This window comes from Comamonas odontotermitis, from assembly GCF_020080045.1.
GTDB lineage: Bacteria > Pseudomonadota > Gammaproteobacteria > Burkholderiales > Burkholderiaceae_C > Comamonas > Comamonas odontotermitis.
This window is the reverse complement of record NZ_CP083451.1, coordinates 1,106,867-1,128,612: the sequence shown is the minus strand read 5'-3', so window position 1 is coordinate 1,128,612 and position 21,746 is coordinate 1,106,867. Positions and strand designations below refer to the sequence as shown.

Below are 21,746 nucleotides of genomic sequence, written 5' to 3'. Positions count from 1 at the left end.
TATTTTGATAGGAGACAACCATGGCATTGACCTTGGAACAACTCAATAGCGCAACATCTGAAGAAGCGCTTGTCATGCTCGATGGCCTTTACGAGCATTCACCGTGGATCGCAGAGGCCGCGCTGGCACAGCGCCCTTTTCGGTCGCTCGCGCAGCTCAAGTACGCCATGGTGCAGGCGCTGGCTGCCAGCAGCGATCAAAAGAAGCTCGACCTGATCCGCGCTCACCCTGAGCTGGCTGGCAAGGCCATGGAAACCAACGCGCTCACGGCCGAATCGACCAATGAGCAGAGCAAGGCGGGCCTGACCAATTGCACTCCGGATGAACTGGCCCATATCCGCCAGCTCAATGCCGACTACCAGGCGCGCTTTGGCTTCCCACCCGTGCTTGCCGTGCGCGGCCCGCGTGGCCTGGGCCTGCCCAAGGCCGAGATCATTGCCACCTTCGAGCGCCGCCTGCACAACCACCCGGCCTTTGAACGTGACGAAGCACTGCGCAATATCCACCGCATTGCAGAAATCCGCCTGAACGACAAGTTCGGCTACGAGCCCGCGCTGGGCAACGACGTGTGGGACTGGCAGGAAAAACTGGCTCAGCACAGCGACGAGGGCTACGCCGAAAAGGGCCAGCTCACCGTCACCTATCTCACGGACGCGCACCGCGCCTGCGCCCAGCGCATCAGCCACTGGATGCGCGAGAGCGGTTTTGACGAAGTCGAGATCGACGCCGTAGGCAACGTAGTGGGCCGCTACCACGGCGCCACGCCCGATTCCCAATACCTGTTGACCGGCAGCCACTACGACACCGTGCGCAACGGCGGCAAGTACGATGGCCGCCTGGGCATCTTCGTGCCCATGGCCTGTGTGCGCGAACTGCACCGCGCAGGCAAGCGTCTGCCCTTCGGTATCGAAGTCGTCGGCTTTGCCGAAGAGGAAGGCCAGCGCTACAAGGCAACCTTCCTGGGCTCAGGCGCGCTGATCGGCCACTTTGACCAAAACTGGCTGAGCCAGAAGGACGCGGACGGCATCACCATGCGCGAAGCCATGCAGCACGCCGGCCTGTGCATCGACGACATCCCCAAGATCCAGCGTGATGCCGCCAGGTACCTGGGCTTCATTGAAGTGCATATCGAGCAGGGCCCGGTGCTCAACGAACTCGATATTCCGCTGGGTATCGTCACCTCGATCAACGGCAGCTCCCGCTATGTGTGCGAGATGATCGGCATGGCCAGCCATGCAGGCACCACCCCCATGGATCGCCGCCGCGATGCCGCCTGTGGCGTGGCCGAGCTGATGCTGTACGCCGAAAAGCGTGCCGCACAGGATGGCGATTCGGTCGCCACCGTCGGCATGCTGGAGGTGCCCAGCGGCTCCATCAACGTGGTGCCCGGCCGCTGCAAGTTCAGCCTCGATATGCGCGCCCCCACCAATGCACAGCGCGATGCCATGGTGAACGACATCCTCGCCGAGCTGGCAGCCATTGCCGAGCGCCGCGGCCTGCGCGTGACCAGCGAGCTGACCATGCAGGCTGCCGCTGCCCCCAGCGCGCCGCAGTGGCAACAACGCTGGGAAAAAGCCGTAGAGGCCCAGGGAGTGTCTCTGTTCCGCATGCCCAGCGGCGCAGGACACGATGCCATGAAGCTGCACGAAGTCATGCCGCAGGCCATGTTGTTCGTGCGCGGCATCAACAGCGGCATCAGCCACAACCCGCTGGAATCGAGCACGTCGGACGACATGCAGCTGTCCATCGACGCTTTCACCCACATCCTTCAACAACTCGAAAAAGAGGCAGCATGACCAACGCAACCACCTACGCAGCCCTGGACCAGTGGATCGACCAGCACTTTGACGAAGAAGTGCAGTTCTTCCAGAAGCTGGTGCAGGTTCCCACCGATACGCCGCCCGGTAACAACGCGCCTCACGCTGAGCGCACGGCCGAGCTGCTCAAGGACTTTGGCTACGAAGCCGAGAAGCACGTCGTGCCGGAAGCCGAGGTCAAGGCCTATGGCATGGAATCGATCACCAACCTGATCGTGCGCCGCCAGTACGGCAGCGCAGGCACGGGCCGCACCATCGCCCTGAACGCCCACGGCGACGTGGTGCCTCCGGGCGAAGGCTGGACCAAGGACCCCTACGGCGCCGAAATCGTGGATGGCAAGCTCTATGGCCGCGCAGCCGCTGTAAGCAAGAGCGATTTCGCCAGCTTCACCTACGCCGTGCGTGCCCTCGAAGCCGTGGCCAAGCCCGTCAAGGGTGCGGTCGAACTGCACTACACCTACGACGAAGAGTTCGGCGGCATCATGGGCCCGGGCTGGCTGCTGGAGAAGGGACTGACCAAGCCCGATCTGATGATCGCTGCCGGCTTCAGCTACGAAGTGGTGACGGCCCACAACGGCTGCCTGCAGATGGAAATCACCGTGCAGGGCAAGATGGCCCACGCTGCCGTGCCGCACACCGGTGTGGACGCGCTGCAGGCCGCCGTGGTGCTGATGAATGCACTGTATGCCGAAAATGCCAAGTACCAGCAGATCACCTCCAAGGTGCCCGGCATCAAGCACCCATATCTCAACATCGGCCGCATCGACGGTGGCACCAACACCAACGTGGTGCCGGGCAAGGTGATGCTCAAGATCGACCGCCGCATGATTCCGGAAGAGAATCCCGCAGAAGTCGAGGCCCACATCCGTGCGGTCATCGCCAAGGCCATCGAAGATTTCAACACCCGAGGCGGCTACACCGGCGAAGATGCCGTGCGCGTGGATATCAAGCGTCTGCTGCTGGCCAATGCCATGACTCCGCTACCCGGCAACAAGCCCCTGGTGGATGCCATCCAGCAGCATGGCGAAGCCGTTTTCGGCGAAAAGCCGCCCGCAGTCGGCACACCGCTGTACACCGATGTGCGCCTGTATGTGGAGCGTGGCATTCCCGGTGTGATCTATGGAGCAGGCCCCCGTACCGTGCTGGAATCGCATGCCAAGCGCGCCGACGAACGCCTTGATCTGCAAGACCTGCGCCGCGCTACCAAGGTGGTGGCACGCGCGCTGTACGACCTGCTGGCCTGACGATGGCTGCGAAAGTAGCCGCGAACGCTGCCTGAGCGCAGCTATCCCCCGCGCATCGCCTTCTCGCAATGCCTCCTTCGGGAGGCTTTTTGCATTCTTTCGTCTTCCAGCGCATGCACTGTCCGCATGCAAGCTCCTGATTCAATAGCAAGAAAATTGTCACCGACTGAACAGGTTCCGGGCAGTTTCAGGGTAATCAGCAAGTCGCTTGCACGCCGAATGTGTATACACTTTTTGTATGGATTCGCCGTACCGCAATCCAGCTGTACAAGATTTTTCGTGATAGGAGCGAAAGAATGCAATCTAACAAACACCCTGTGGACGAAGTACTGCCGTTGGGGCGGTTGACGGCACTTGGTTTGCAGCATGTATTGGTCATGTATGCGGGTGCGGTCGCGGTGCCGCTGATCGTGGGCCGGGCATTGAACCTGGACCACCACCAGATCGCCAAGCTCATCTCCGCCGATCTGTTTGTCTGCGGCCTGGTCACCCTGATCCAGGCCTGGGGCGCGACGCGCTGGTTCGGCATCAAGCTGCCGGTGATGATGGGCGTGACCTTTGCCAGCGTAGCGCCGATGATTTCCATGGCGCAGACCACGGGCGGCACCTATGGGGCGGGGTTGATTTTTGGCTCGGTCATTGGGGCCGGGGTGATATCGATTGCCATAGCCCCGTTTGTCAGCCGCATGCTGCGGTTCTTTCCACCTGTCGTCACCGGCACCATCATCACGGTCATCGGTATCAGCTTGATGCGCGTGGGCATCAACTGGATCTTCGGCAACCCAGTAGGGCCGACCGCGCCCAATGTCGTCAACCCCGAATACGCCAAGTGGTTGCAAGAGGCCCAGGCCATGGCCGGCGCACCAGGCTCTTCGCTGCCACCCATTCCAAAGGGCATGAGCATCCTGCCGTCCATTCCCAACCCCAAGTACGCAGACCTCAGCGGCGTGGCCATTTCGGGCATCGTGCTGGCATCCATCCTGTTGATCACCAAGTTCGCCAAAGGCTTTCTGGCCAATGTGGCCGTGCTGGCTGGCATCGTGATCGGCGCCATCATCGCCACGGCGATGGGTTTCATGACCTATGAAAAGGTGGCACAGGCCGAATGGTTCGATTTCGTGATGCCGTTCGAGATTGCAGCACCCGTGTTCGATCCGATCCTGATCCTGACCATGACCTTGGTGATGATCGTCGTGATGATCGAATCGGTTGGCATGTTCCTCGCGCTGGGAGACATGACGAGCAAGGAAGTGACGCCGGATGACCTGACGCGCGGCCTGCGCACCGATGGCCTGGGCACCCTGCTGGGCGGCATCTTCAACACCTTTCCCTATACCAGCTTCTCGCAGAATGTGGGTCTGGTGGCAGTCACCGGCATCCAGAGCCGCTTCGTCTGCGTGGCTGGCGGCTTCATCCTGATCATTCTGGGCGTGCTGCCCAAACTGGGGGCCCTGGTGGAATCGCTGCCCACCATGGTGCTGGGCGGCGCGGGCCTGGTGATGTTTGGCATGGTGGCCGCCACGGGCATCCGCATTCTGGGCAATGTGGATTTCCGCAACAACCGCTACAACGGCATGATTGTCGCCGTGTCCATTGGCGTGGGCATGATCCCGCTGATTGCACCGAGCTTTCGCCAATGGATGCCGCACGCCATTCACCCGCTGATCGAATCGGGCATTCTGCTGGCATCCATCTGCGCCGTGGCACTGAACGTGTTCTTCAACGGTGCCAAACACGACGAGGCCGCCATTGTGCAGGCCGCTCGGCAGGCGGACGCTCACTAACAACACTTGCTGCGCTGCAGCATTGAAATTGAGACCCACTACCAAAATGGAGTGGGTCGACGCATTTATGATGCAGTTGACATTTACAGGATTGATCTATGGCACAGCAACCACTTTCCGCCGCCGAACAGGCTCTCCGCGATGCGGCTCGCGAATACCACCGCAGCCCCAGCAGAGGCAAGATTTCGGTCACCCCCACCAAGCCATTGTCCAACCAGCGTGATCTGTCGCTGGCCTATTCGCCAGGCGTGGCCTACCCCTGCCTCGACATCCAGGCCGACCCCAGCAAGGCGTTCGATTACACCTCGCGCGGCAACCTGGTGGGCGTGATCACCAACGGCACCGCCGTGCTGGGCCTGGGCGACATCGGCCCGCTGGCCGGCAAGCCGGTGATGGAGGGCAAGGGCTGCCTGTTCAAGAAGTTCGCCGGCGTCGATGTGTTCGACATCGAACTGGACGCACGCGACCCTGACAAGATCATCGAAATCGTTGCAGCACTGGAGCCCACGCTGGGCGGCATCAACCTGGAAGACATCAAGGCGCCCGAGTGCTTCTACATCGAGCAGGAGCTGTCCAAGCGCATGAACATTCCGGTGTTCCATGACGACCAGCACGGCACCGCCATCATCTCCAGCGCGGCATTGCTCAATGGCCTGGAGCTGGTGGGCAAGGCCATTGGCGCCGTCAAGATTGCCGTATCGGGCGCGGGCGCTGCAGCCATTGCCTGCGTGGACGTGATGGTGGGCCTGGGCGTCAAGCGCGAGAACATCTACATGGTGGACTCCAAGGGCGTGATCTACGAAGGCCGCCCTGGTGGCCTCGATGCGTCCAAGGCCCGCTACGCGCAAAACACCGAAGCACGCACGCTGGCCGACGTGGTCGATGGCGCCGACGTGTTCCTCGGTTGCTCGGCTCCCGGCGTGCTGACGGCCGACATGGTCAAGACCATGGCCGACAAGCCCATCATCCTGGCGCTGGCCAATCCCGAGCCGGAAATCCGTCCAGAGCTGGCCAAGGCCATCCGCCCCGACTGCATCATCGCCACGGGCCGTTCGGACTATCCGAACCAGGTCAACAACGTGCTGTGCTTCCCTTACATCTTCCGTGGCGCGCTCGACTGCGGCGCCACCAAGATCACCGAAGCCATGAAGCTCGCCTGCGTGCGCCAGATTGCCGAGCTGGCCAAGGCCGACATCAGCGAAGAAGTGGCCGCCGCCTACTCCGGCAAGGAACTGACCTTTGGCCCGGACTACCTCATTCCTACGCCATTCGATTCGCGCCTGATCCTGAAGATCGCGCCCGCCGTAGCCCAGGCTGCAGTGGAATCCGGTGTTGCCACGCGCCCCATCACCGACATGGAAGCGTACAAGGAACACCTGACCCGCTTCGTCTACCAGACCGGCATGCTGATGCGCCCTGTCATCACAGCCGCCAAGGCCCTGCCGGACGCCCAGAAGCGAGTGGCCTACGCCGACGGTGAAGATGAGCGCGCGCTGCGTGCCGCTCAGATCGTCATCGACGACGGCATTGCCCGCCCCATTCTGGTGGGCCGCCCCGCCGTGATTGCAGCACGCATCGCCAAGGCTGGCCTGCGCATGCAGCCCGGCAAGGACGTGGAAATCGTCAACCCAGAAGATGATCCACGCTTCCGCCAGTACTGGGAGGCTTACCACCAGCTGATGAAGCGCAACGGCGTGACTGCCGAAGTGGCCAAGGCGGTGGTGCGCCGCTCCAACACCATCATTGCAGCGCTGATGGTCAAGCTGGGCGACGCCGACGCCATGATCTGCGGCCTGGTGGGTACCTACGAAACCCATCTGGAGCGTATCCACAACATCATCGGCCGCGCAGAAGGCGAAAAGCAGTACGCAGCCCTGAACGCGCTGATGACCGAGCAGAACGGTTCGCTGTTCATCGCCGACACCTACGTGAACGAAAACCCGACCGCTGAAGAGTTGGCCGACATCGCCTGGGCTTCGGTGCAGGAAGTGCAACGCTTTGGCATTCCGCCCAAGGTGGCCTTCCTCTCGCACTCCACCTACGGTTCGTCCAAGCGTGCCTCGGCCCGCAAGATGCGCGAAGCGCGCGACATCTTCGTCGCCCGCCACCCCGGCATCGAGTGTGATGGTGAACTGCACGGCGACGCTGCGCTGGAGCCCGCCATCCGCGACCGCTACATGGAATCGGCAGACTCCACGCTCAAGGGTGAAGCCAATGTGCTGGTCTGCCCCAACCTGGATGCGGCCAACATTCTGTACAACGTACTCAAGACCACGACCAGCGGTGGCGTTACCGTCGGCCCGATCCTGATGGGCACGGCTGCTACGGCCTACATCCTGACACCGGCCTCCACCGTGCGCCGCGTGATCAACATGACAGCCCTGGCCGTTGCCAGCGCCGCTGCGCGCCGCGCGAACGCCTGATGCCATAACCCGGGCACCCGCCCTGCGCAAAACCCCCTGCAGCCGAATCGGTGGCAGGGGGTTTTTATTTTGCTATTGAAAATATAGTTAAAAGCGCCAAACCTCGAAGCGCCACCGGCCAAAAGCACTGCGCGGGCATGCAGGTCTTCGGTGGCGCAGCAACCGCTAGCCTGCCGTGCGCAGTTGCCAGAACGGCAGCGCCTGCGGACCGCACATGCCAGTGGCAATGCGCTGTGCCGTGGGCAGCGATCCGGTCAGCCCCAGATGGCCGTGACCCACGGCAAGCCACAGACCGGGGATGGTGTCGATGTGGCCCACCACCGGCACTGAGCCCGGCAGGCAAGGCCGGTGCCCCATCCAGTGCTGGGCCTGGTGTTGCGCCAGGGCCGGGAATGCCTCGCGCGCGATACGTTCGATACCCGCTGCGCGGCGCGGATTGGGCGGCGCCTTCAGGCCTGCAATCTCGACCGTGCCCCCGACACGCAGGCCGCCCTCCATGGGTGCAATGAACACCTTCTTATCGGCCAGCACCACGGTACGGCCCACCAGATGCTGGGCACCCGCAAACTGCGCGTGGTAGCCACGCTGCGATTCCACCGGCAGCAACATGCCCAGCGGCCGCAGCAATTGCGGAGCCCAGACGCCCGCCGCCACAACCACCTGCGTCCAGCGTTGCTTGTCCAGTGCCGCCTCTCCGGTTTTCACCGACCAGCCATCGGGGGTAATGTGGAGCGCGCGCACTTCGGCACGCACCAAGGTGCCGCCACGCCGGACAAAGGCATCCGCCATGGCCTGTACATAGCGCAAGGGGTTCAGGATGGTGCCGTGGTCAGCCAGAAAACGGCCATGGCCATAGCCAGGGGGAGCATGGGGCTCCAGCGCTTCAATTCCGGCGCGGTCCAGCTGTTCGACCTGGTAGCCGTATTGCTCGCGCAGCTTCCAGCCCATGGCGTCCTTCTCTGCAGCCACTGCATCGCGGTAGAGGTGCAGATGGCCATGGCGAATGAACAGCTCCGGCACGCCCAAGCGCTGCGCCAAGGTTTCGTGGGCATCAACCGCGCCGTGGTACAGGTCGTTGAGCCGCGCTGCAGCCGCCGCCACACGCTTGGGCTCGGCCGATTGCGCAAAGGCCACCAGCCACGACGCCGCCTTGGGGAAATGCTTCCATGCAATGGATAAAGGGCCATCCTGGTCCAGCAGCATGCCGGGCACGGTCTTCAAGATGCCGGGCAAGGCGAGCGGCGCCACCGAGCCCGGGCTGATCGCGCCCGAGTTGCCGTAGCTGCACTCCATGCCGGGCTCTCCACGGTCGACCAGGGTGACGGCCACGCCATAGCTTTGCAGCGCCAGCGCAGTTGCCACACCCACCACGCCCGCGCCCACTACTACCGCTTCCTTGGGGCGCACCACGTTTGCGCCTCCCGCACCTGCCTGCTCTGCCATGACCATCCTCTGTTGCTACTTCATCCATCCCGCATAGCCTGCCCATACCAGGCTGGCCTCGGGGGTAAATTGGCCTTGCGCCAAGTGCTGCTGCACCTCGTCTGCCGACCAGGGGGCAAACTGCGCAACCTCTCCATCCTGGTTCTGCGGCGCCATGCCCTGGGGCACGGTAGCCGCATACCAGTGAATGTCTTCGTGCATGTAGCTGATGTCGTCACCGCCATCCATGCCCGGCTGGCGAAAATGCAGAACACCGCCCCAGCGCATATCGGCCAGCTCCGCGGTGCGCAACCCTGCTTCTTCCCAGGTTTCGCGCTCCAGCGCCTGCTCCAGCGTATCCTGTGCGGACACCATACCGCCCATCAGGGTATCCCAGTGCAGCGGATAGCTGGCCTTGTCTGCCGCCCGCTGCTGCACCCACAATCGGCCATCGGGGCTGACGCCCACCAGATGCACGGCCTGCGTCGCGATACCCAGCACGCGCACTGCACCGCGCTCCACCGTTCCAATGCGGCGGCCATCAACGGCCTGCACGGCCAGTTGTTCATTGCGCCATGGGCCATTGCGGCCCACATCGCGCAGCGCATCGGCCAACCGGTTCATCAACCGGGTGGCGTCCTGGGTGGGAGACTCCAGCAGCCACACCGCCACGCCTGCGCGCTCCTCCTTGGACAACAGACTGTCGCCTCCCAGTCTGCCTGCAATACCGGTCTCCAGCAGAAAGTGCTCCACCAGCGAACCCACTGCCTGGCCATTGACCCACAGCGGAATGCGCGGCTTGCGCGCTGGCTGCTGCATGGCAGCTTGTGCTGTAGCAAGCCACGCTGGCGGCTCTGAAGCAAAGAGGGCGGAGAGAATGGCTGGCATGAAAACTATCAAAAAAGAGAGCTGGTAGCGCTTTACCTTATTGGCTTTACATGGATTTTATCCATCAACCCCAATATCAGACAGCGCTGCCAGCTATGGTTCTTATAACGCCTAGGGTGTTTACGGCAGCAGTATGCTGGAGCCGGTCGTCTTGCGCGCTTCCAGCGCGCGGTGGGCCTCCTGCACATCAGCCAGCGCAAAGCGCTGTTCGATGTGAATCTTGACCTCGCCGGAAGCCACCACGCCGAACAGATCATCGGCCATGGCCTGACAGGCCTGGCGCGAGCTGAGGTGTGCAAACAGCGTCTGGCGCGTCACATACAGGCTCTTGGGTGCCAGTGCCGCCGGTGCAAACGGCGGCACGGGTCCGGATGCATTGCCGAACGACACCATCAGCCCGAAACGGCGCAGGCACTGCAGCGAGCCTTCCCATGTATCCTTGCCGACCGAGTCGTAGACCACCTTCACGCCTTCACCGCCGGTGATCTCGTGCACGCGCTTGGAAAAATCCTCCGTGCGGTAATTGATAGCAACATCCGCACCATTGGCGAGCGCCAGCTGGCATTTTTCTTCCGAGCCCGCGGTGGCAATCAGGCGCAGGCCCAGCGCTCTCGCCCATTGGCAGGCAATCAGGCCGACACCGCCTGCAGCCGCATGGAACAGCACATGATCGCCAGGGTTCAGCCCCTCCACGGGCTTGGCCTTTTTCAGCAGATACTGCGCCGTCATGCCCTTGAGCATCATGGCAGCGCCGGTCTCGAAGCTGATCGCGTCGGGCAGCTTGCAGACAAAGGTGGCGGGCATGACTCGCACTTCGCTGTAGCTGCCCGGCGGATTGGTGGCATAGGCGACGCGGTCGCCTTCCTTCAAATGGTCCACGCCTTCTCCTACGGCCTCCACAACGCCCGCACCCTCCATGCCCAATTGCAAAGGCAGGGGCAGCTGGTACAGGCCGCTGCGCTGGTACACATCGATGAAGTTCAGGCCGATGGCATGGTGGCGCACCCGCACCTCGCCCTTGCCCGGTGCGCCTACCTGCACCTGAACGAGCTTCATCTCCTCAGGGCCACCATTGCGTTCAATCTGTACTGCCAAAACCATGGGATCTCCTTTGCGCCTGTCTGTCGCCAAATGAACGGTCATGCTGCCATGGTTTCGCCAAATCTGCAGCCCAGGTTTCTCAAAGCCTCAGCGCACCAGGCAACTGCCCGAGGAGACTTCGAACGCGGTCTGCAGCAGTTACAGTCACGCGATGCAACAAAAACTGACGCCATCGACCATCTTCTTCCTGACAGCCGCTCCGCTCATGTGGGCAGGCAATGCGGTGGTTGGGCGGGTGGTGCACGATCTGGTGTCACCCATGTTGCTCAACTTCATCCGCTGGCTGGTTGCCTTTGCCGTCATCCTGCCGCTGGCACGCAGCATTCTGACCAGGAACAGCCCGCTGTGGCCGCACTGGAAGCGCTGGTCCGTCATCGGCCTTCTGGGCATCGGCTGCTACAACGCCTTCCAATACCTGGCGCTCAAGACTTCGGGGCCCATCAACGTAACGCTGGTGGCCGCCAGCATGCCACTGTGGATGATGGCCTTTGGCGCCCTGTTCTTCAACAGCCGCATCACGCGCCCACAACTGGCGGGAGCAGTGTTCTCCATCACCGGCGTGCTGATCGTGCTCAGCCATGGCCAGTGGGAGCAGTTGACCCAACTGCGGCTGGTGCCCGGCGATCTGTACATGCTGCTGTCCACGGCCTGCTGGTCTCTCTACAGCTGGCTGTTGGTGCGCACCACGGAGCCGGCAGGCATCAAAAGCCATTGGGCGCAGTTGTTGATGGCGCAACTGGCCTTCGGCCTGGTCTGGTCGGGCCTGTTTGCCGGAGGCGAATGGGCCGTGGGCGCAAGCCACCTGCAACTGAACGGCACCTTGCTGGCCGCCATTGCCTATATCGTGATCGGCCCGGCCATCCTGGCCTACCGCTTCTGGGGCGTGGGTGTGCAGCGCGCGGGCCCTACGGCTGCGGGTTTTTTCACCAATCTGACGCCGCTCTTCGCCGCCGTGCTCTCCGCAGCCTTTCTGGGGGAGCCACCGCGCCTCTACCATGCCATCGCCTTCCTGCTGATTGTGGCGGGCATCGTGATCTCATCGCGCCGCGCCTGAGAACGCATGCACGGCCTCTGGCTGCGACGCAGAGTTACACCCTGCAACGGCTGCCTCTGTAACTTCACATAAGTGCTCTTGTTTCGGCGCACACTGCAACCATCTTCGGTTCATTCCTCGGCAGACTGGAAGGAATTCACCCCATGACCGAACAAGAGCAGCAACTGATCAGCAGTTTGTTTCAACAACTGAGCCAACTGGACGGCCAGCCCAAGGATGCGCAGGCTGAGGCCAGCATTCGCCAGTGGGCCGCGCAAACACCGGATGCCGCTTACTGGCTCACCCAACGCACGCTGCTGCTGCAGCAATCGCTGCAACAGGCCCAGCAGCAGATTGCACAGCTGCAAGGCCAGCTCTCGGCCGCCGCTGGCACTGGCGCCAGCAGCGGATCCGGCAGCTTTCTGTCATCCGCGCCTGGCCTGGACACCCGCTTTGGCCGACGTGCCGATGTGCCAACTGCTGGGCCGGTTGGCGCAGCGCCTTCCGCACTCCCAGGCTGGCGCGACCGCCGGATCGGCGCTCCCCTTGCGCAGGCTCCTGCCACGTCCTCTGGCGCTTACACATCACCCGCGTCAAACCTGGGCAGCAGTTTTCTTGGCAACGCCGCCGCAGCAGCTGCCGGTGTCGCAGGAGGCATGCTGCTGTTCAATGGACTAGGCCACCTGCTGGGCAGCCAACAAACTGCGGGCAATGGCTGGAACAAGGACAGCAACGCCAACACCACGGACCATGGCAGCGCCCTCCCCGGCAACGACAACAGCGGCCTGGACAAGCTGGCCCAGCAAGCCGGGCGTGACCATGTCGGCCAGCCGGATACGTCACCCAACACCTTGCTGGACGACGGCCGCGCCGATGACAGCCGCGATGACGGGTTCGGCAGCAACTTCAGCGACGGCGGCGATAGCTTTGACGACGACAATTTCGCCTGATTGCATGCAACTGCAATGAAAAAGCCACGGCATGCCGTGGCTTTTTTGTTTGATGTGACCCGTCCTGAATTGGGTTGACACCTTTCTGAAGAACAGAAAGGAAAGTCAAATGGAACAGTGGGTTAAGAGAACGCAACGGGACTACACGCTGGCTTTTAAACTCGCAGTAGTCGATCAAGTAGAAAGAGGTGAGCTGACCTACCGGCAGGCCCATGAGCGGTACGGAATCCAGGGCGCCTCAACTGTACTGGTGTGGCTTCGCAAGCACGGACGGCAGGACTGGAAAGCTGCATCATCAAGGGGCAAAGGATTACAGAAGATGCCTGAATCGCCCAAGCTGCTGACTCCAGAGCAGCGCATCAAGGAGCTGGAAGTGCAACTGAAAGAAGCCCGCGAGAAAGCGGCCTTCTTTGAAGCGGTAGTGAACGTGCTCAAGCGCGACTACGGAGTCCAAGTCACAAAAAAGCCTGCGGGCAAGTCCTCACGCAAAAGCTCGTCAAAGGGTTAAGCGTCACGAGGGCTTGCCGCTACATGGGAATCAGCCGCCAAGCGCACTACAAGCGCCTGGTCTGCCAGCGTGCACGCAGCGAGCGGGACAAGGCGGTGGTGGAGTTGGCCAGTGAAGAGAGGCGCCATCAGCCACGCATTGGCACGCGCAAACTGCTGCACTTGCTCAAGCCGCCGCTTGAACAGGCGGGAATCCAGATCGGGCGCGATGCACTGTTCGTTGTCCTGCGCCAAGCACGCATGCTGGTGCTGCCACGGCATGCGTACCACAAGACCACCAATAGCCATCATCACTACCGCAGGCACCCCAATCTACTCAAGGAGGGCCCGACCAAAACAGTGGCAAGTGGTTGTGAGCAGCTATGGGTCGCTGACATCACGTATCTACCCACCAAGGAGAAGACTGCCTATCTGAGCCTGGTGACCGATGCCTACTCGCGCAAGATCGTGGGCTGGCACGTGCACGATAGTCTGGAGACCAAGCAGGTCAGCCAAGCGTTGAAGATGGCACTGCGTCAGCGGCGAACAGATCAGCCGCTCGTACACCACTCTGATAGAGGTGTTCAGTACTGCTCGGCTCAATACCAGCGCATCCATGCACGCCACCGCATCACCTGCTCCATGACCGATGGCTACGATTGCTACCAAAACGCTCTGGCTGAGCGGGTCAATGGAATCCTCAAGATGGAATACTTGTTGCAACGACCTGCCGATCTCTCGCAGGCCCGCACCATGGTGGGCGAATCGGTACGGCTGTACAACGAGCGCCGGCCGCACCTGTCCCTAAAATACAAAACGCCCGATGCAGTACATCGGGCGTCTCTCGCCAACCAGCTTGGGCTGGAGATTAGTCGCGAATAGGTGTCAACCTATGACAGGACGAGTCAATGGCAGCTGGCCCTCAGGGGCAAGCGCCAGCCGACACCCCGTACCTCACCTCAATAGGTACCTGGATAGGCGCCACCGTCAGGCAGGATGTTCTGCCCGGTGATGTAGGCCGCCTGCTGGCTGCACAGAAACGCGCAGATGGCGCCAAACTCCTCAGCGGTGCCATAGCGGCCCGCAGGAATCTGCTTTTGCTGCGCAGCCCGGATGTCCGCTTCGGACTTGCCGGTTTTCTGGGCGGTGGCAGCAATGGTGCCTGCAATGCGGTCGGTATCGAACTTGCCGGGCAGGATGTTGTTGATGGTGACGCCCTGCGCAGCGATGGAACTGCGCGCCACACCCGCCACAAAGCCAGTCAGGCCGCTGCGCGCGCCATTGGACAGGCCAAGGATATCGATGGGTGCCTTGACCGAGCTGGAAGTGATGTTGACAATGCGGCCGAACCCACGCTCGGCCATGCCGTCGATCACGGTCTGGATCAGCGCAATCGGGGTGAGCATGTTGGCATCCAGCGCCTTCACCCACGCCTCGCGGTCCCAGTCGCGAAAATCACCCGGGGGCGGACCGCCTGCGTTGTTCACCAGGATGTCAAAGTTCCTGCCAGGGCCGCCTTCGGCGTTCAGCACCGCAGCGCGGCCTTCCTCGGTGGTGATGTCTGCTGCCACGGCAATCACCTGTGGAGCCACCCGGCCAGGTGCTGCAGCCGCCCACATGGCAGCCATCACCTTGAACTGGCGCGCCGTGTCTTTGAGCGCATCGGCGCCACGGGCGTTGATGACCACATTCACGCCCTCGTTGACCAGGGCCTGCGCACAGCCACGCCCCAACCCCTTGCTGGCCGCACACACCAAGGCCCATTTGCCCGCAATTCCCAAATCCATAATCCGTCTCCTTTCGAGATTGCAATACCAAGATCAAAGAAAATCTGCCACCAGCGCTTACATGTCAAGCGCTTGTAGCTATCTTTTTTATAATTTTCACCTGGTGGGTGAATACATAGATCCCCACCAGCACCAGTGCCGTGCCAGCCACCATCACGGGTGTCAGCGCCTCATCGAGCAGCCAAACGCCCATCAAAATGGTGGACAAGGGGCCAATCATGCCAGTTTGCGCCACCGTGGCGGCGCCCAGGCGTTCGATCGCCAGCATGACCAGCAGCACCGGCAGCGCCGTGCACACCGTTGCATTGAGTACCGACAGCCAGATGACGGGCATCGCCACCTGTGCGGCAGCCAAGGGCCGAACCAGCAGAAACTGCACAATGCAGAACAGGCAGGCAAAGCTGGTGGCCAGCCCCACCAGACGCAACGCGCCCATGCGCTGCACAAACTGCGCGCTGTACACCAGGTAGATGGCATAGCTCACCGCACTGGCAAACACCAGCGTGGCACCCCACCACACCTTGCCACCACCAGGGCCCGCAGCGCCGTGCCCGAGCGCCTCCACGCCAAACACCAGCATCACACCGGCGTAGCTGATCGCCAGGCCCAGCAATTGGCGGCGGGAGGCTGTCTTGCGATAGAGCAACCAACCCAGTGCCAGCACCAGGGTGGGGTTGAGGTAAAGGATGAGGCGCTCCAGCCCTGCGGTGATGTAGGTAAGCCCTGCAAAATCCAGAAAGCTCGCCAGGTAGTAGCCCGAAAAACCCAGCGCTGCAGAGCCCAGCCAGTCGCGCAGCGAAAGCGGGGGCTTGCCGCGCCCGGCCCACCAGGCCATCACAACAAACAGCGGCAGCGCAAACAGCATGCGGTACATGATGAGCGTGACCGCATCCACACCGTAGCGATAGGCAAGCTTGACGATGATGGCCTTGCCACTGAAGGCAATGGCGCCCACCACGGCACAGGCCATGCCCATTTTGCGGGCCGATGGCGAAAGCACCGGTGCAGGTGCTGCAGTAACTGACACAGTGAATCCAGCGAAGAAGAAGGCCCGGGTACCACAGGGCCTGCGGGCGGTTTAGTTGTGCTCTTGCGCACCATGGAACAGGCGATGGTGCATGCGGCGGATCGACCACCAGACACCCAAGCCTACCATGGGGATCGCCAGCGCTGCCGTCGTTTCTGGCGACAGCGGCCAGCCCCATTTCTGCAGGCCTTTGGCCAGGTAGCTGATGAGGCCGACGAAGTAATAGGTGATGGCCGCCACCGACAGGCCCTCCACAGTCGACTGCATCTTGAGCTGCAGGCCCTGCCGCTCGTTCATCGCCTTGAGTACTGCCTGGCGGCCCTGCTTCTGGCTGATATCGACCCGCGCCTGCAGCAGGTTGCTGATGCGCGATACGCGCTGGGACAACGCCTCCAGCCGCTGGTGGGCGGAGACACAGGTGTTGCGCGCCGGGGTGAGGCGCCTGTCCATGAAGTCGCGGATGGTCTGGTAGCCCGCCAGGCGCGTTTCTGCGATGTCGCCCACCCGTTGCTGCACCAGTGCGAAGTAGGCCGTGCTGGCCGAAAACCGTGAGTGGTTGGCCGCGTACTGGCTCTCCACCTGCGCCGCCAGCCGCGTGAGCTGATCGAGCAGTTGCGGCTCGCTCGTGGTACCGGCACTGCGAATGGCTTCGGACAGCTGGGCCAGTTCGATTTCGGTGGCGGCCAGCTTCTCCATGGTGTCGCGCGCTGCAGGCAAACCCAGCAGTGCGGCCATGCGGTAGGTCTCGATCTCGATCAACCGCTGCACCAGCCGGCCCATGCGTGCAGCCGGCAAGCCGTGGTTCAGTACAAAAAGGCGCGAGGCACCATCCGAATGGATGGCGAAATCGGTGTAGATGTGCGCCTGCTGCTCGGCGGTTTGCGATGCAACCAGCTTGTCCTCATACAGCCAGCCGTGCTCGATATTCCGCTCCAGGCCTTCAGCCGGCGCCAGTACCCACACATTCATCGCCAGCAGGCACTGGCCCGGCAAACCGGCGAGCCATTGCGCAGGAATGGCGTCACTGGCCGATTGCGGGCCGGTAGCCTGCATGGTGGCGGCGTTGGCGGACACCATCCAGGTCCACGATACAAACTCGGTGTGCAGCTCCCAGCGCAGGCGGCAGTTTCCCAAATCCAGCCTCAGGTGATTGGCATCGTCTGCGCCATCGGGGATAGGCAGGTGCAGTTCGCGCAGCAACTGGTAGAGCCACTGGCGGCTGGCTGCGCGCTCTGCAGCATCGGCCCACATCACCACGTAAAAGACTGCGGTGTCGTTGGGCAAGGCTTCGGGCGGGCGCGAATGGACTTCGTTGTGCAAGGAGCGGCGCAGGCCGTGCTGTTGCAGGAGAGGCAGATTTTTCATGCAGGTGTGCGTTGCTGGCAGCCACGCCCTGTGCAGGTGGCGCAGCCATGGCAGCCATTGTTACGCCAAGCCAGTACCTGTTGCCCGCCCTGTTGTTAATTTTGCGAGTTCCATCCAGAGTCGTTACCTGCTCCCCACCCGGCGCCGCACTCCCTGAAACGCAGTTCTTCCACAACCCGCCGCATTGCATCGAAGGCCCAAAAAAAAGCGGCACCCGAAGGTGCCGCTGCAAAGTGGTAGTTGTCTGTCTCTATCAGCGATCAGTCTTCTTCAACGAAGGCTTCCTCACGCTTCTTGCTCACTGCGGGCAAGCACACCACGATCAGCAGGATGGCAGCTGCAATCAGCAAGCCTGCGGAGATGGGGCGGGTGACGAACACCGACCAGTCACCGCGCGAAAGCAGCAGTGCACGGCGCAGGTTCTCTTCCATCATCGGGCCCAGGATGAAGCCCAGCAGCAGTGGTGCGGGCTCGGTGCCCAGCTTGTGGAACACATAACCCACAAAGCCGAAGATACCGACCATCCACACGTCCCAGCTGTTGTTGTTGGTGCCATACACACCGACCGCGCAGAACAGCACGATCGAAGGGAACAGCCAGCGGTAAGGCACGGTGAGCAGCTTGATCCAGACGCCGATCAGCGGCAGGTTCAGGATGATCAGCATCAGGTTACCGATCCACATCGAGGCAATCAGACCCCAGAACAGCTCGGGGTTGCTGGTCATCACCTGGGGACCAGGCTGGATGTTGTGAATGGTCATGGCGCCCACCATCAGTGCCATCACGGCATTTGGCGGGATACCCAGGGTCAAAAGTGGAATGAACGAGGTCTGCGAACCTGCATTGTTGGCCGATTCCGGTGCACATACGCCACGGATATTGCCCTGGCCGAATGGAACTTCACCTGGCTTGAGGCGCGTCTTCTTCTCGATCGTGTAAGCCGCAAAAGCCGACAGCATGGCGCCGCCACCAGGCAGAATGCCCAGCGCCGAGCCCAGGGCCGTGCCGCGCAGCATTGCAGGGAACATGCGCTTGAAGTCTTCTGCCGTGGGCATCAGACCGGTCACCTTGGCGGCGAACACTTCACGCTCATCGTCAGGTTTGGACAGATTGGCAATGATTTCACCGTAGCCGAACACACCCATGGCAATCACGACGAAGTCGATACCGTCGGTCAGTTCAGGAATGTCGAAGGAGTAGCGGGCCACGCCCGAGTTCACGTCCGTGCCCACCAGACCCAGCAGCAAGCCCAGCACGATCATGCCCACCGCCTTGAGCAGCGAGCCCGAGGCCAGCACCACGGCACCGATCAGGCCCAGGGTCATCAGCGAGAAGTACTCGGCAGGGCCGAACATGAAGGCCACCTCGGTCAGCGGAGGCGCAAAGGCAGCCAGAATCACGGTGCCCACGCAGCCCGCAAAGAACGAGCCAATGCCCGCAGCTGCCAACGCCGGCCCCGCTCGCCCTTTTCGGGCCATCTGGTAGCCATCGATCACGGTCACCACCGAGGACGATTCGCCCGGCAGGTTCACCAGAATGGCGGTGGTCGAGCCACCATACTGCGCGCCGTAGTAGATACCGGCCAGCATGATCAGCGCGGCCACGGGCGGCAGCGCGTAGGTGGCGGGCAGCAGCATGGCGATGGTGGCCACGGGGCCAATGCCAGGCAGCACGCCGATCAGGGTACCCAACAGACAGCCGACAAAGCAGTAGATCAGGTTTTGGAAAGTGAAGGCCACACCGAAACCGGTGGCCAGGTTATTGATCAGATCCATGGTCCTGGCTCCTCTTAACCGGTAATGAAGCTAGGCCACACGGGGAACTGCAGATTCAGTGCCCACACGAAAGCGACGTAACTGCCAACGGCCAGGATGGTGGCCAGAATGAACACTTCCTTGGCGCGGAACTCATGCCCCGCCATGCTGGCAATGAAGACCAGTGCATAGATGGCAACAATCAGGCCCATGGCTGGAATACCGAGCGTAGGCACGCCAACCAGCAGGATGCCGAATGCAAAGTTCGCCAGCAGAATGAAGAACACCTGCTTCCATGCCCATTTACCGATGGGATCACCGTCCCGGGGGCCACTGGTGAGGCCCTTGAAGGCGACGGCCGCACCAATCACAGCAAGCAGAATGCCCAGAATCAGCGGGAAGTAACCTGGCCCCATGCGAGCGCCTGTACCGATCGTGTAGTTCTTTGCGCCCACTGCGAACGCAATCCCCACCGTCATGTACATGATGCCCGCCCAAAAGTCTTTTTGGCTCTTGAGTTTCACTATGTCTCCAAACGAAAATATGGATGTTGTGCATTGTGGATGCTGACAGTTGGCTGACAGATGTGGATTCCACTTACGATTGGACACAGGAAAACCCTAGGTCAAAACGCCGCTCCCAACCGCAGCGCCATGATTCACAAGCAATTACGGGCACGGCTGTATTTCCGGGATTCTCTAGCCCCGGAAATTTTTTATGAGACCGGCCACCACCGTGCCATCGGCGCACGGCAGAACTTTGCTTTTGATAACAGCCCGAACGACTGGCGGACAGGCTGAAGAGCCAGTGGCTGTCAGCGGTCGCCCATCTCGATGGGCGGCGTGCTCGCGATGACTTCCTCGAAGGTGGTCATGCCTTCGGATACGCGCAGTGCGCCCGCCAGGCGCAATGGGTGCATGCCGTCCTTTACCGCCTGGCGGCGCAGGGCAGACATGGAGGGCGAGATATGCACCTGGTCCTTGATCGCCTCGCTGACCGTCAGCAACTCATACAGGCCCATGCGGCCACGGTAGCCGGTATTGCGGCACTCGTCACAGCCCACGGGCTTGTAGGGCCTGTACTCGCGCTTGATCTTCCAGGGGTGGATGGCGTTGTTCAGCGCATCCACCGTGCTTTCTTCATCAGGCTGCTTGCAGGTTTCGCACAGGGTGCGTACCAGGCGCTGGGCCAGCACGCCCAGCATGGTGGCATTGATCAGGTAAGGCGGCACGCCCAGCTCCATCAGGCGGCTGATGGCGCTGGGGGCATCGTTGGTGTGCAGGGTGGAGAACACCAGGTGACCGGTCAGCGCCGCCTGCACCGCCATCTCAGCCGTCTCCAGATCGCGGATTTCGCCCACCATGATGATGTCCGGATCCTGGCGCATCAGCGCGCGCAGCCCTTCGGCAAAGCTGAAATCAAGCACCGGCTGCACCTGCGTCTGGTTGAAGGAGGGCTCGATCATTTCGATCGGGTCCTCCACCGTCGAGACGTTCACCTCCTCCGTCGCCAGCCGCTTCAGGGTCGAGTACAGGGTTGTCGTCTTGCCCGAGCCGGTGGGGCCGGTCACCAGAATGATGCCGTGCGGACGCGATACCAACTGCTCCCAGCGCTGGGCGTCATGTGGGGTGAAGCCCAGTTCGGCCAGATCCTTGACCGTGTTTTCCGGGTCGAAGATACGCATCACCATCTTCTCGCCAAATGCGGTCGGCAAGGTCGAGAGGCGCATTTCCACTTCGTCGCCCAGGGTGTTGCGGGTCTTGATGCGGCCGTCCTGCGGGCGGCGCTTCTCCACCACATCGATACGGCCGAGCAGCTTGACACGCGAGACGATAGCGTTGTGCACGCCAATGGGCATCTGGTAGACCTTGTGCAGCACGCCATCAATTCGGAAGCGGATCACCGCCTGGTCGCGGCGCGGCTCCAGATGGATATCGCTGGCGCGCTGCGAAAACGCAAACTGCCACAGCCAATCGACCAGCCGGATGATGCCCTGGTCATTGGCATCGAACTGCTGGTTGGCGTTGCCCAGATCGACCAGTTGCTCAAAATTGCCGATGCTCGATAGCGAGCCATTCAGCTTGTTCGCCGCCTTGACCGATTTGGCCAGTGCAAAGAACTCGCTGCGGTACCTGTCGATATCCTTGGGGTTGGCGAGCACACGGCGCACCTTGCGCCGTGCCTGGCGTTCCACCTCGCCCACCCACTCGTCGATCCAGGGCTCCTTGACGGCAATCACCACCTCCTGGGAGGAAGCCTGCACCGGCAGGATACCGTGGCGCTGGGCATACGGCGCGCCCATGGTTTCGGCCACCTTCGCCGCATCGGTCTTGAGTGGATCGATCTTGTAATAAGGCAGGCCGCAGTGCTTGGCGACGAACTCGGTCAGCATCTCCACGTCGAGCGCCTTGCCATCCTGCGCGCGGGGCACCACCACGCTGGCCAGACGAACGATCGGATGCTGGCTGCTGGACGCATGGCTGCATCGCTCGATCGTGGCCTTGGCAATGGCCGAAGTGATCCAGCCATCTGCCTGCAGCCAGCTGATGATCTGCACCAGATCGAGCGGGCGCTGCATCAGCGCAGACTTGGCGCTGCGGCCAATGAGCGAGGATGCAGAACCTTGAGAAGCAGATGCCGCCGGTGCGCTCACGGGATCGTTGCT

17 protein-coding genes are annotated in these 21,746 nt (G+C 62.0%); 8 read left to right on the top strand and 9 right to left on the bottom strand.

The genetic code is table 11. The annotated features are described in order from the left end of the window. Positions 1–20 precede the first annotated feature (20 nt). The 4 genes from uraD to LAD35_RS05230 all read left to right on the top strand — a co-directional run bounded on the left by uraD (position 21) and on the right by LAD35_RS05230 (position 7,268). On the top strand, positions 21–1,796 hold the full coding sequence (gene uraD, locus LAD35_RS05245) for a 2-oxo-4-hydroxy-4-carboxy-5-ureidoimidazoline decarboxylase (protein ID WP_224151642.1): 1,776 nt from the start codon (positions 21–23) through the stop codon (positions 1,794–1,796). Continuing rightward, a complete protein-coding gene (locus LAD35_RS05240; RefSeq protein ID WP_224151641.1) occupies positions 1,793–3,061 on the top strand; it encodes a M20 family metallopeptidase in 1,269 nt (422 codons plus the stop codon). The genes uraD and LAD35_RS05240 overlap by 4 nt, the downstream gene beginning before the upstream one ends. Positions 3,062–3,357: 296 nt before the next feature. Continuing rightward, positions 3,358–4,845, top strand: a complete 1,488-nt coding sequence (locus LAD35_RS05235) for a nucleobase:cation symporter-2 family protein (protein ID WP_224151640.1) — start codon at positions 3,358–3,360, stop codon at positions 4,843–4,845. Between the two features lie 98 nt (positions 4,846–4,943). Continuing rightward, positions 4,944–7,268 carry an NADP-dependent malic enzyme gene (locus LAD35_RS05230; protein WP_224151639.1) on the top strand — a complete coding sequence of 775 codons (2,325 nt, stop codon included), beginning with the start codon at positions 4,944–4,946 and terminating at the stop codon, positions 7,266–7,268. Positions 7,269–7,433: 165 nt separating this feature from the next. Here the strand turns inward: LAD35_RS05230 and LAD35_RS05225 are convergent, their stop codons facing one another. From LAD35_RS05225 to LAD35_RS05215, 3 genes are all read right to left on the bottom strand, one after another. Next, positions 7,434–8,711, bottom strand: coding sequence for an NAD(P)/FAD-dependent oxidoreductase (locus tag LAD35_RS05225; RefSeq protein ID WP_224151638.1), 1,278 nt, complete (start codon positions 8,709–8,711; stop codon positions 7,434–7,436). Between the two features lie 15 nt (positions 8,712–8,726). Further along, complete coding sequence (locus LAD35_RS05220) at positions 8,727–9,578, bottom strand: NUDIX hydrolase (RefSeq protein ID WP_224151637.1); 852 nt, start codon at positions 9,576–9,578, stop codon at positions 8,727–8,729. 120 nt (positions 9,579–9,698) lie between these two features. Continuing rightward, complete coding sequence (locus LAD35_RS05215; RefSeq protein ID WP_224151636.1) at positions 9,699–10,679, bottom strand: quinone oxidoreductase family protein; 981 nt, start codon at positions 10,677–10,679, stop codon at positions 9,699–9,701. Between the two features lie 151 nt (positions 10,680–10,830). On the opposite strand from LAD35_RS05215, the gene LAD35_RS05210 reads away from it, so the two are divergent. From LAD35_RS05210 to LAD35_RS05200, 3 genes are all read left to right on the top strand, one after another. Further along, complete coding sequence (locus LAD35_RS05210; RefSeq protein ID WP_224151635.1) at positions 10,831–11,733, top strand: DMT family transporter; 903 nt, start codon at positions 10,831–10,833, stop codon at positions 11,731–11,733. 143 nt (positions 11,734–11,876) lie between these two features. Then, entirely contained in the window at positions 11,877–12,662 is a 786-nt protein-coding gene (locus LAD35_RS05205) for a DUF2076 family protein (protein WP_224151634.1), read from the top strand. Positions 12,663–12,771: 109 nt separating this feature from the next. After that, positions 12,772–14,030, top strand: a protein-coding gene (locus tag LAD35_RS05200) for an IS3 family transposase (RefSeq protein WP_396022749.1) whose coding sequence is annotated in 2 segments (ribosomal slippage) — positions 12,772–13,120 and positions 13,120–14,030 — 1,260 coding nt in all. Because the reading frame shifts where the segments join, the coding sequence is not laid out codon by codon here. A 77-nt stretch (positions 14,031–14,107) separates the two neighbouring features. Here LAD35_RS05200 and LAD35_RS05195 read toward each other — a convergent pair. The 5 genes from LAD35_RS05195 to LAD35_RS05175 all read right to left on the bottom strand — a co-directional run bounded on the left by LAD35_RS05195 (position 14,108) and on the right by LAD35_RS05175 (position 19,605). Then, a complete protein-coding gene (locus tag LAD35_RS05195) occupies positions 14,108–14,935 on the bottom strand; it encodes an SDR family oxidoreductase (protein WP_224151633.1) in 828 nt (275 codons plus the stop codon). 64 nt (positions 14,936–14,999) lie between these two features. Further along, a complete protein-coding gene (locus LAD35_RS05190; RefSeq protein WP_224152596.1) occupies positions 15,000–15,911 on the bottom strand; it encodes a DMT family transporter in 912 nt (303 codons plus the stop codon). Positions 15,912–16,013: 102 nt separating this feature from the next. Beyond that, complete coding sequence (locus LAD35_RS05185; protein WP_224151632.1) at positions 16,014–17,327, bottom strand: DUF3422 family protein; 1,314 nt, start codon at positions 17,325–17,327, stop codon at positions 16,014–16,016. Between the two features lie 260 nt (positions 17,328–17,587). Beyond that, on the bottom strand, positions 17,588–19,102 hold the full coding sequence (locus LAD35_RS05180) for a tripartite tricarboxylate transporter permease (RefSeq protein ID WP_184709183.1): 1,515 nt from the start codon (positions 19,100–19,102) through the stop codon (positions 17,588–17,590). Positions 19,103–19,116: 14 nt separating this feature from the next. After that, positions 19,117–19,605, bottom strand: a complete 489-nt coding sequence (locus tag LAD35_RS05175; RefSeq protein ID WP_224151631.1) for a tripartite tricarboxylate transporter TctB family protein — start codon at positions 19,603–19,605, stop codon at positions 19,117–19,119. 60 nt (positions 19,606–19,665) lie between these two features. Between LAD35_RS05175 and LAD35_RS05170 the strand changes: the two genes are divergently transcribed. Further along, on the top strand, positions 19,666–19,881 hold the full coding sequence (locus LAD35_RS05170; protein ID WP_224151630.1) for a hypothetical protein: 216 nt from the start codon (positions 19,666–19,668) through the stop codon (positions 19,879–19,881). A gap of 14 nt (positions 19,882–19,895) precedes the next feature. Here LAD35_RS05170 and LAD35_RS05165 read toward each other — a convergent pair whose 3' ends face one another. Further along, positions 19,896–21,659 carry a GspE/PulE family protein gene (locus LAD35_RS05165; RefSeq protein WP_224152595.1) on the bottom strand — a complete coding sequence of 588 codons (1,764 nt, stop codon included), beginning with the start codon at positions 21,657–21,659 and terminating at the stop codon, positions 19,896–19,898. Between the last annotated feature and the right edge of the window lie 87 nt (positions 21,660–21,746).

What these genes read in the sequence shown, in the direction of transcription:
- uraD (WP_224151642.1), top strand. Translation starts at nt 21, where the DNA reads ATGGCATTGACCTTGGAACAACTCAATAGCGCAACATCTGAAGAAGCG.
- LAD35_RS05240 (WP_224151641.1), top strand. Translation starts at nt 1,793, where the DNA reads ATGACCAACGCAACCACCTACGCAGCCCTGGACCAGTGGATCGACCAG.
- LAD35_RS05235 (WP_224151640.1), top strand. Translation starts at nt 3,358, where the DNA reads ATGCAATCTAACAAACACCCTGTGGACGAAGTACTGCCGTTGGGGCGG.
- LAD35_RS05230 (WP_224151639.1), top strand. Translation starts at nt 4,944, where the DNA reads ATGGCACAGCAACCACTTTCCGCCGCCGAACAGGCTCTCCGCGATGCG.
- LAD35_RS05225 (WP_224151638.1), bottom strand. Translation starts at nt 8,711, where the DNA reads ATGGCAGAGCAGGCAGGTGCGGGAGGCGCAAACGTGGTGCGCCCCAAG.
- LAD35_RS05220 (WP_224151637.1), bottom strand. Translation starts at nt 9,578, where the DNA reads ATGCCAGCCATTCTCTCCGCCCTCTTTGCTTCAGAGCCGCCAGCGTGG.
- LAD35_RS05215 (WP_224151636.1), bottom strand. Translation starts at nt 10,679, where the DNA reads ATGGTTTTGGCAGTACAGATTGAACGCAATGGTGGCCCTGAGGAGATG.
- LAD35_RS05210 (WP_224151635.1), top strand. Translation starts at nt 10,831, where the DNA reads ATGCAACAAAAACTGACGCCATCGACCATCTTCTTCCTGACAGCCGCT.
- LAD35_RS05205 (WP_224151634.1), top strand. Translation starts at nt 11,877, where the DNA reads ATGACCGAACAAGAGCAGCAACTGATCAGCAGTTTGTTTCAACAACTG.
- LAD35_RS05195 (WP_224151633.1), bottom strand. Translation starts at nt 14,935, where the DNA reads ATGGATTTGGGAATTGCGGGCAAATGGGCCTTGGTGTGTGCGGCCAGC.
- LAD35_RS05190 (WP_224152596.1), bottom strand. Translation starts at nt 15,911, where the DNA reads ATGGGCATGGCCTGTGCCGTGGTGGGCGCCATTGCCTTCAGTGGCAAG.
- LAD35_RS05185 (WP_224151632.1), bottom strand. Translation starts at nt 17,327, where the DNA reads ATGAAAAATCTGCCTCTCCTGCAACAGCACGGCCTGCGCCGCTCCTTG.
- LAD35_RS05180 (WP_184709183.1), bottom strand. Translation starts at nt 19,102, where the DNA reads ATGGATCTGATCAATAACCTGGCCACCGGTTTCGGTGTGGCCTTCACT.
- LAD35_RS05170 (WP_224151630.1), top strand. Translation starts at nt 19,666, where the DNA reads ATGTGGATTCCACTTACGATTGGACACAGGAAAACCCTAGGTCAAAAC.
- LAD35_RS05165 (WP_224152595.1), bottom strand. Translation starts at nt 21,659, where the DNA reads ATGCAGCGCCCGCTCGATCTGGTGCAGATCATCAGCTGGCTGCAGGCA.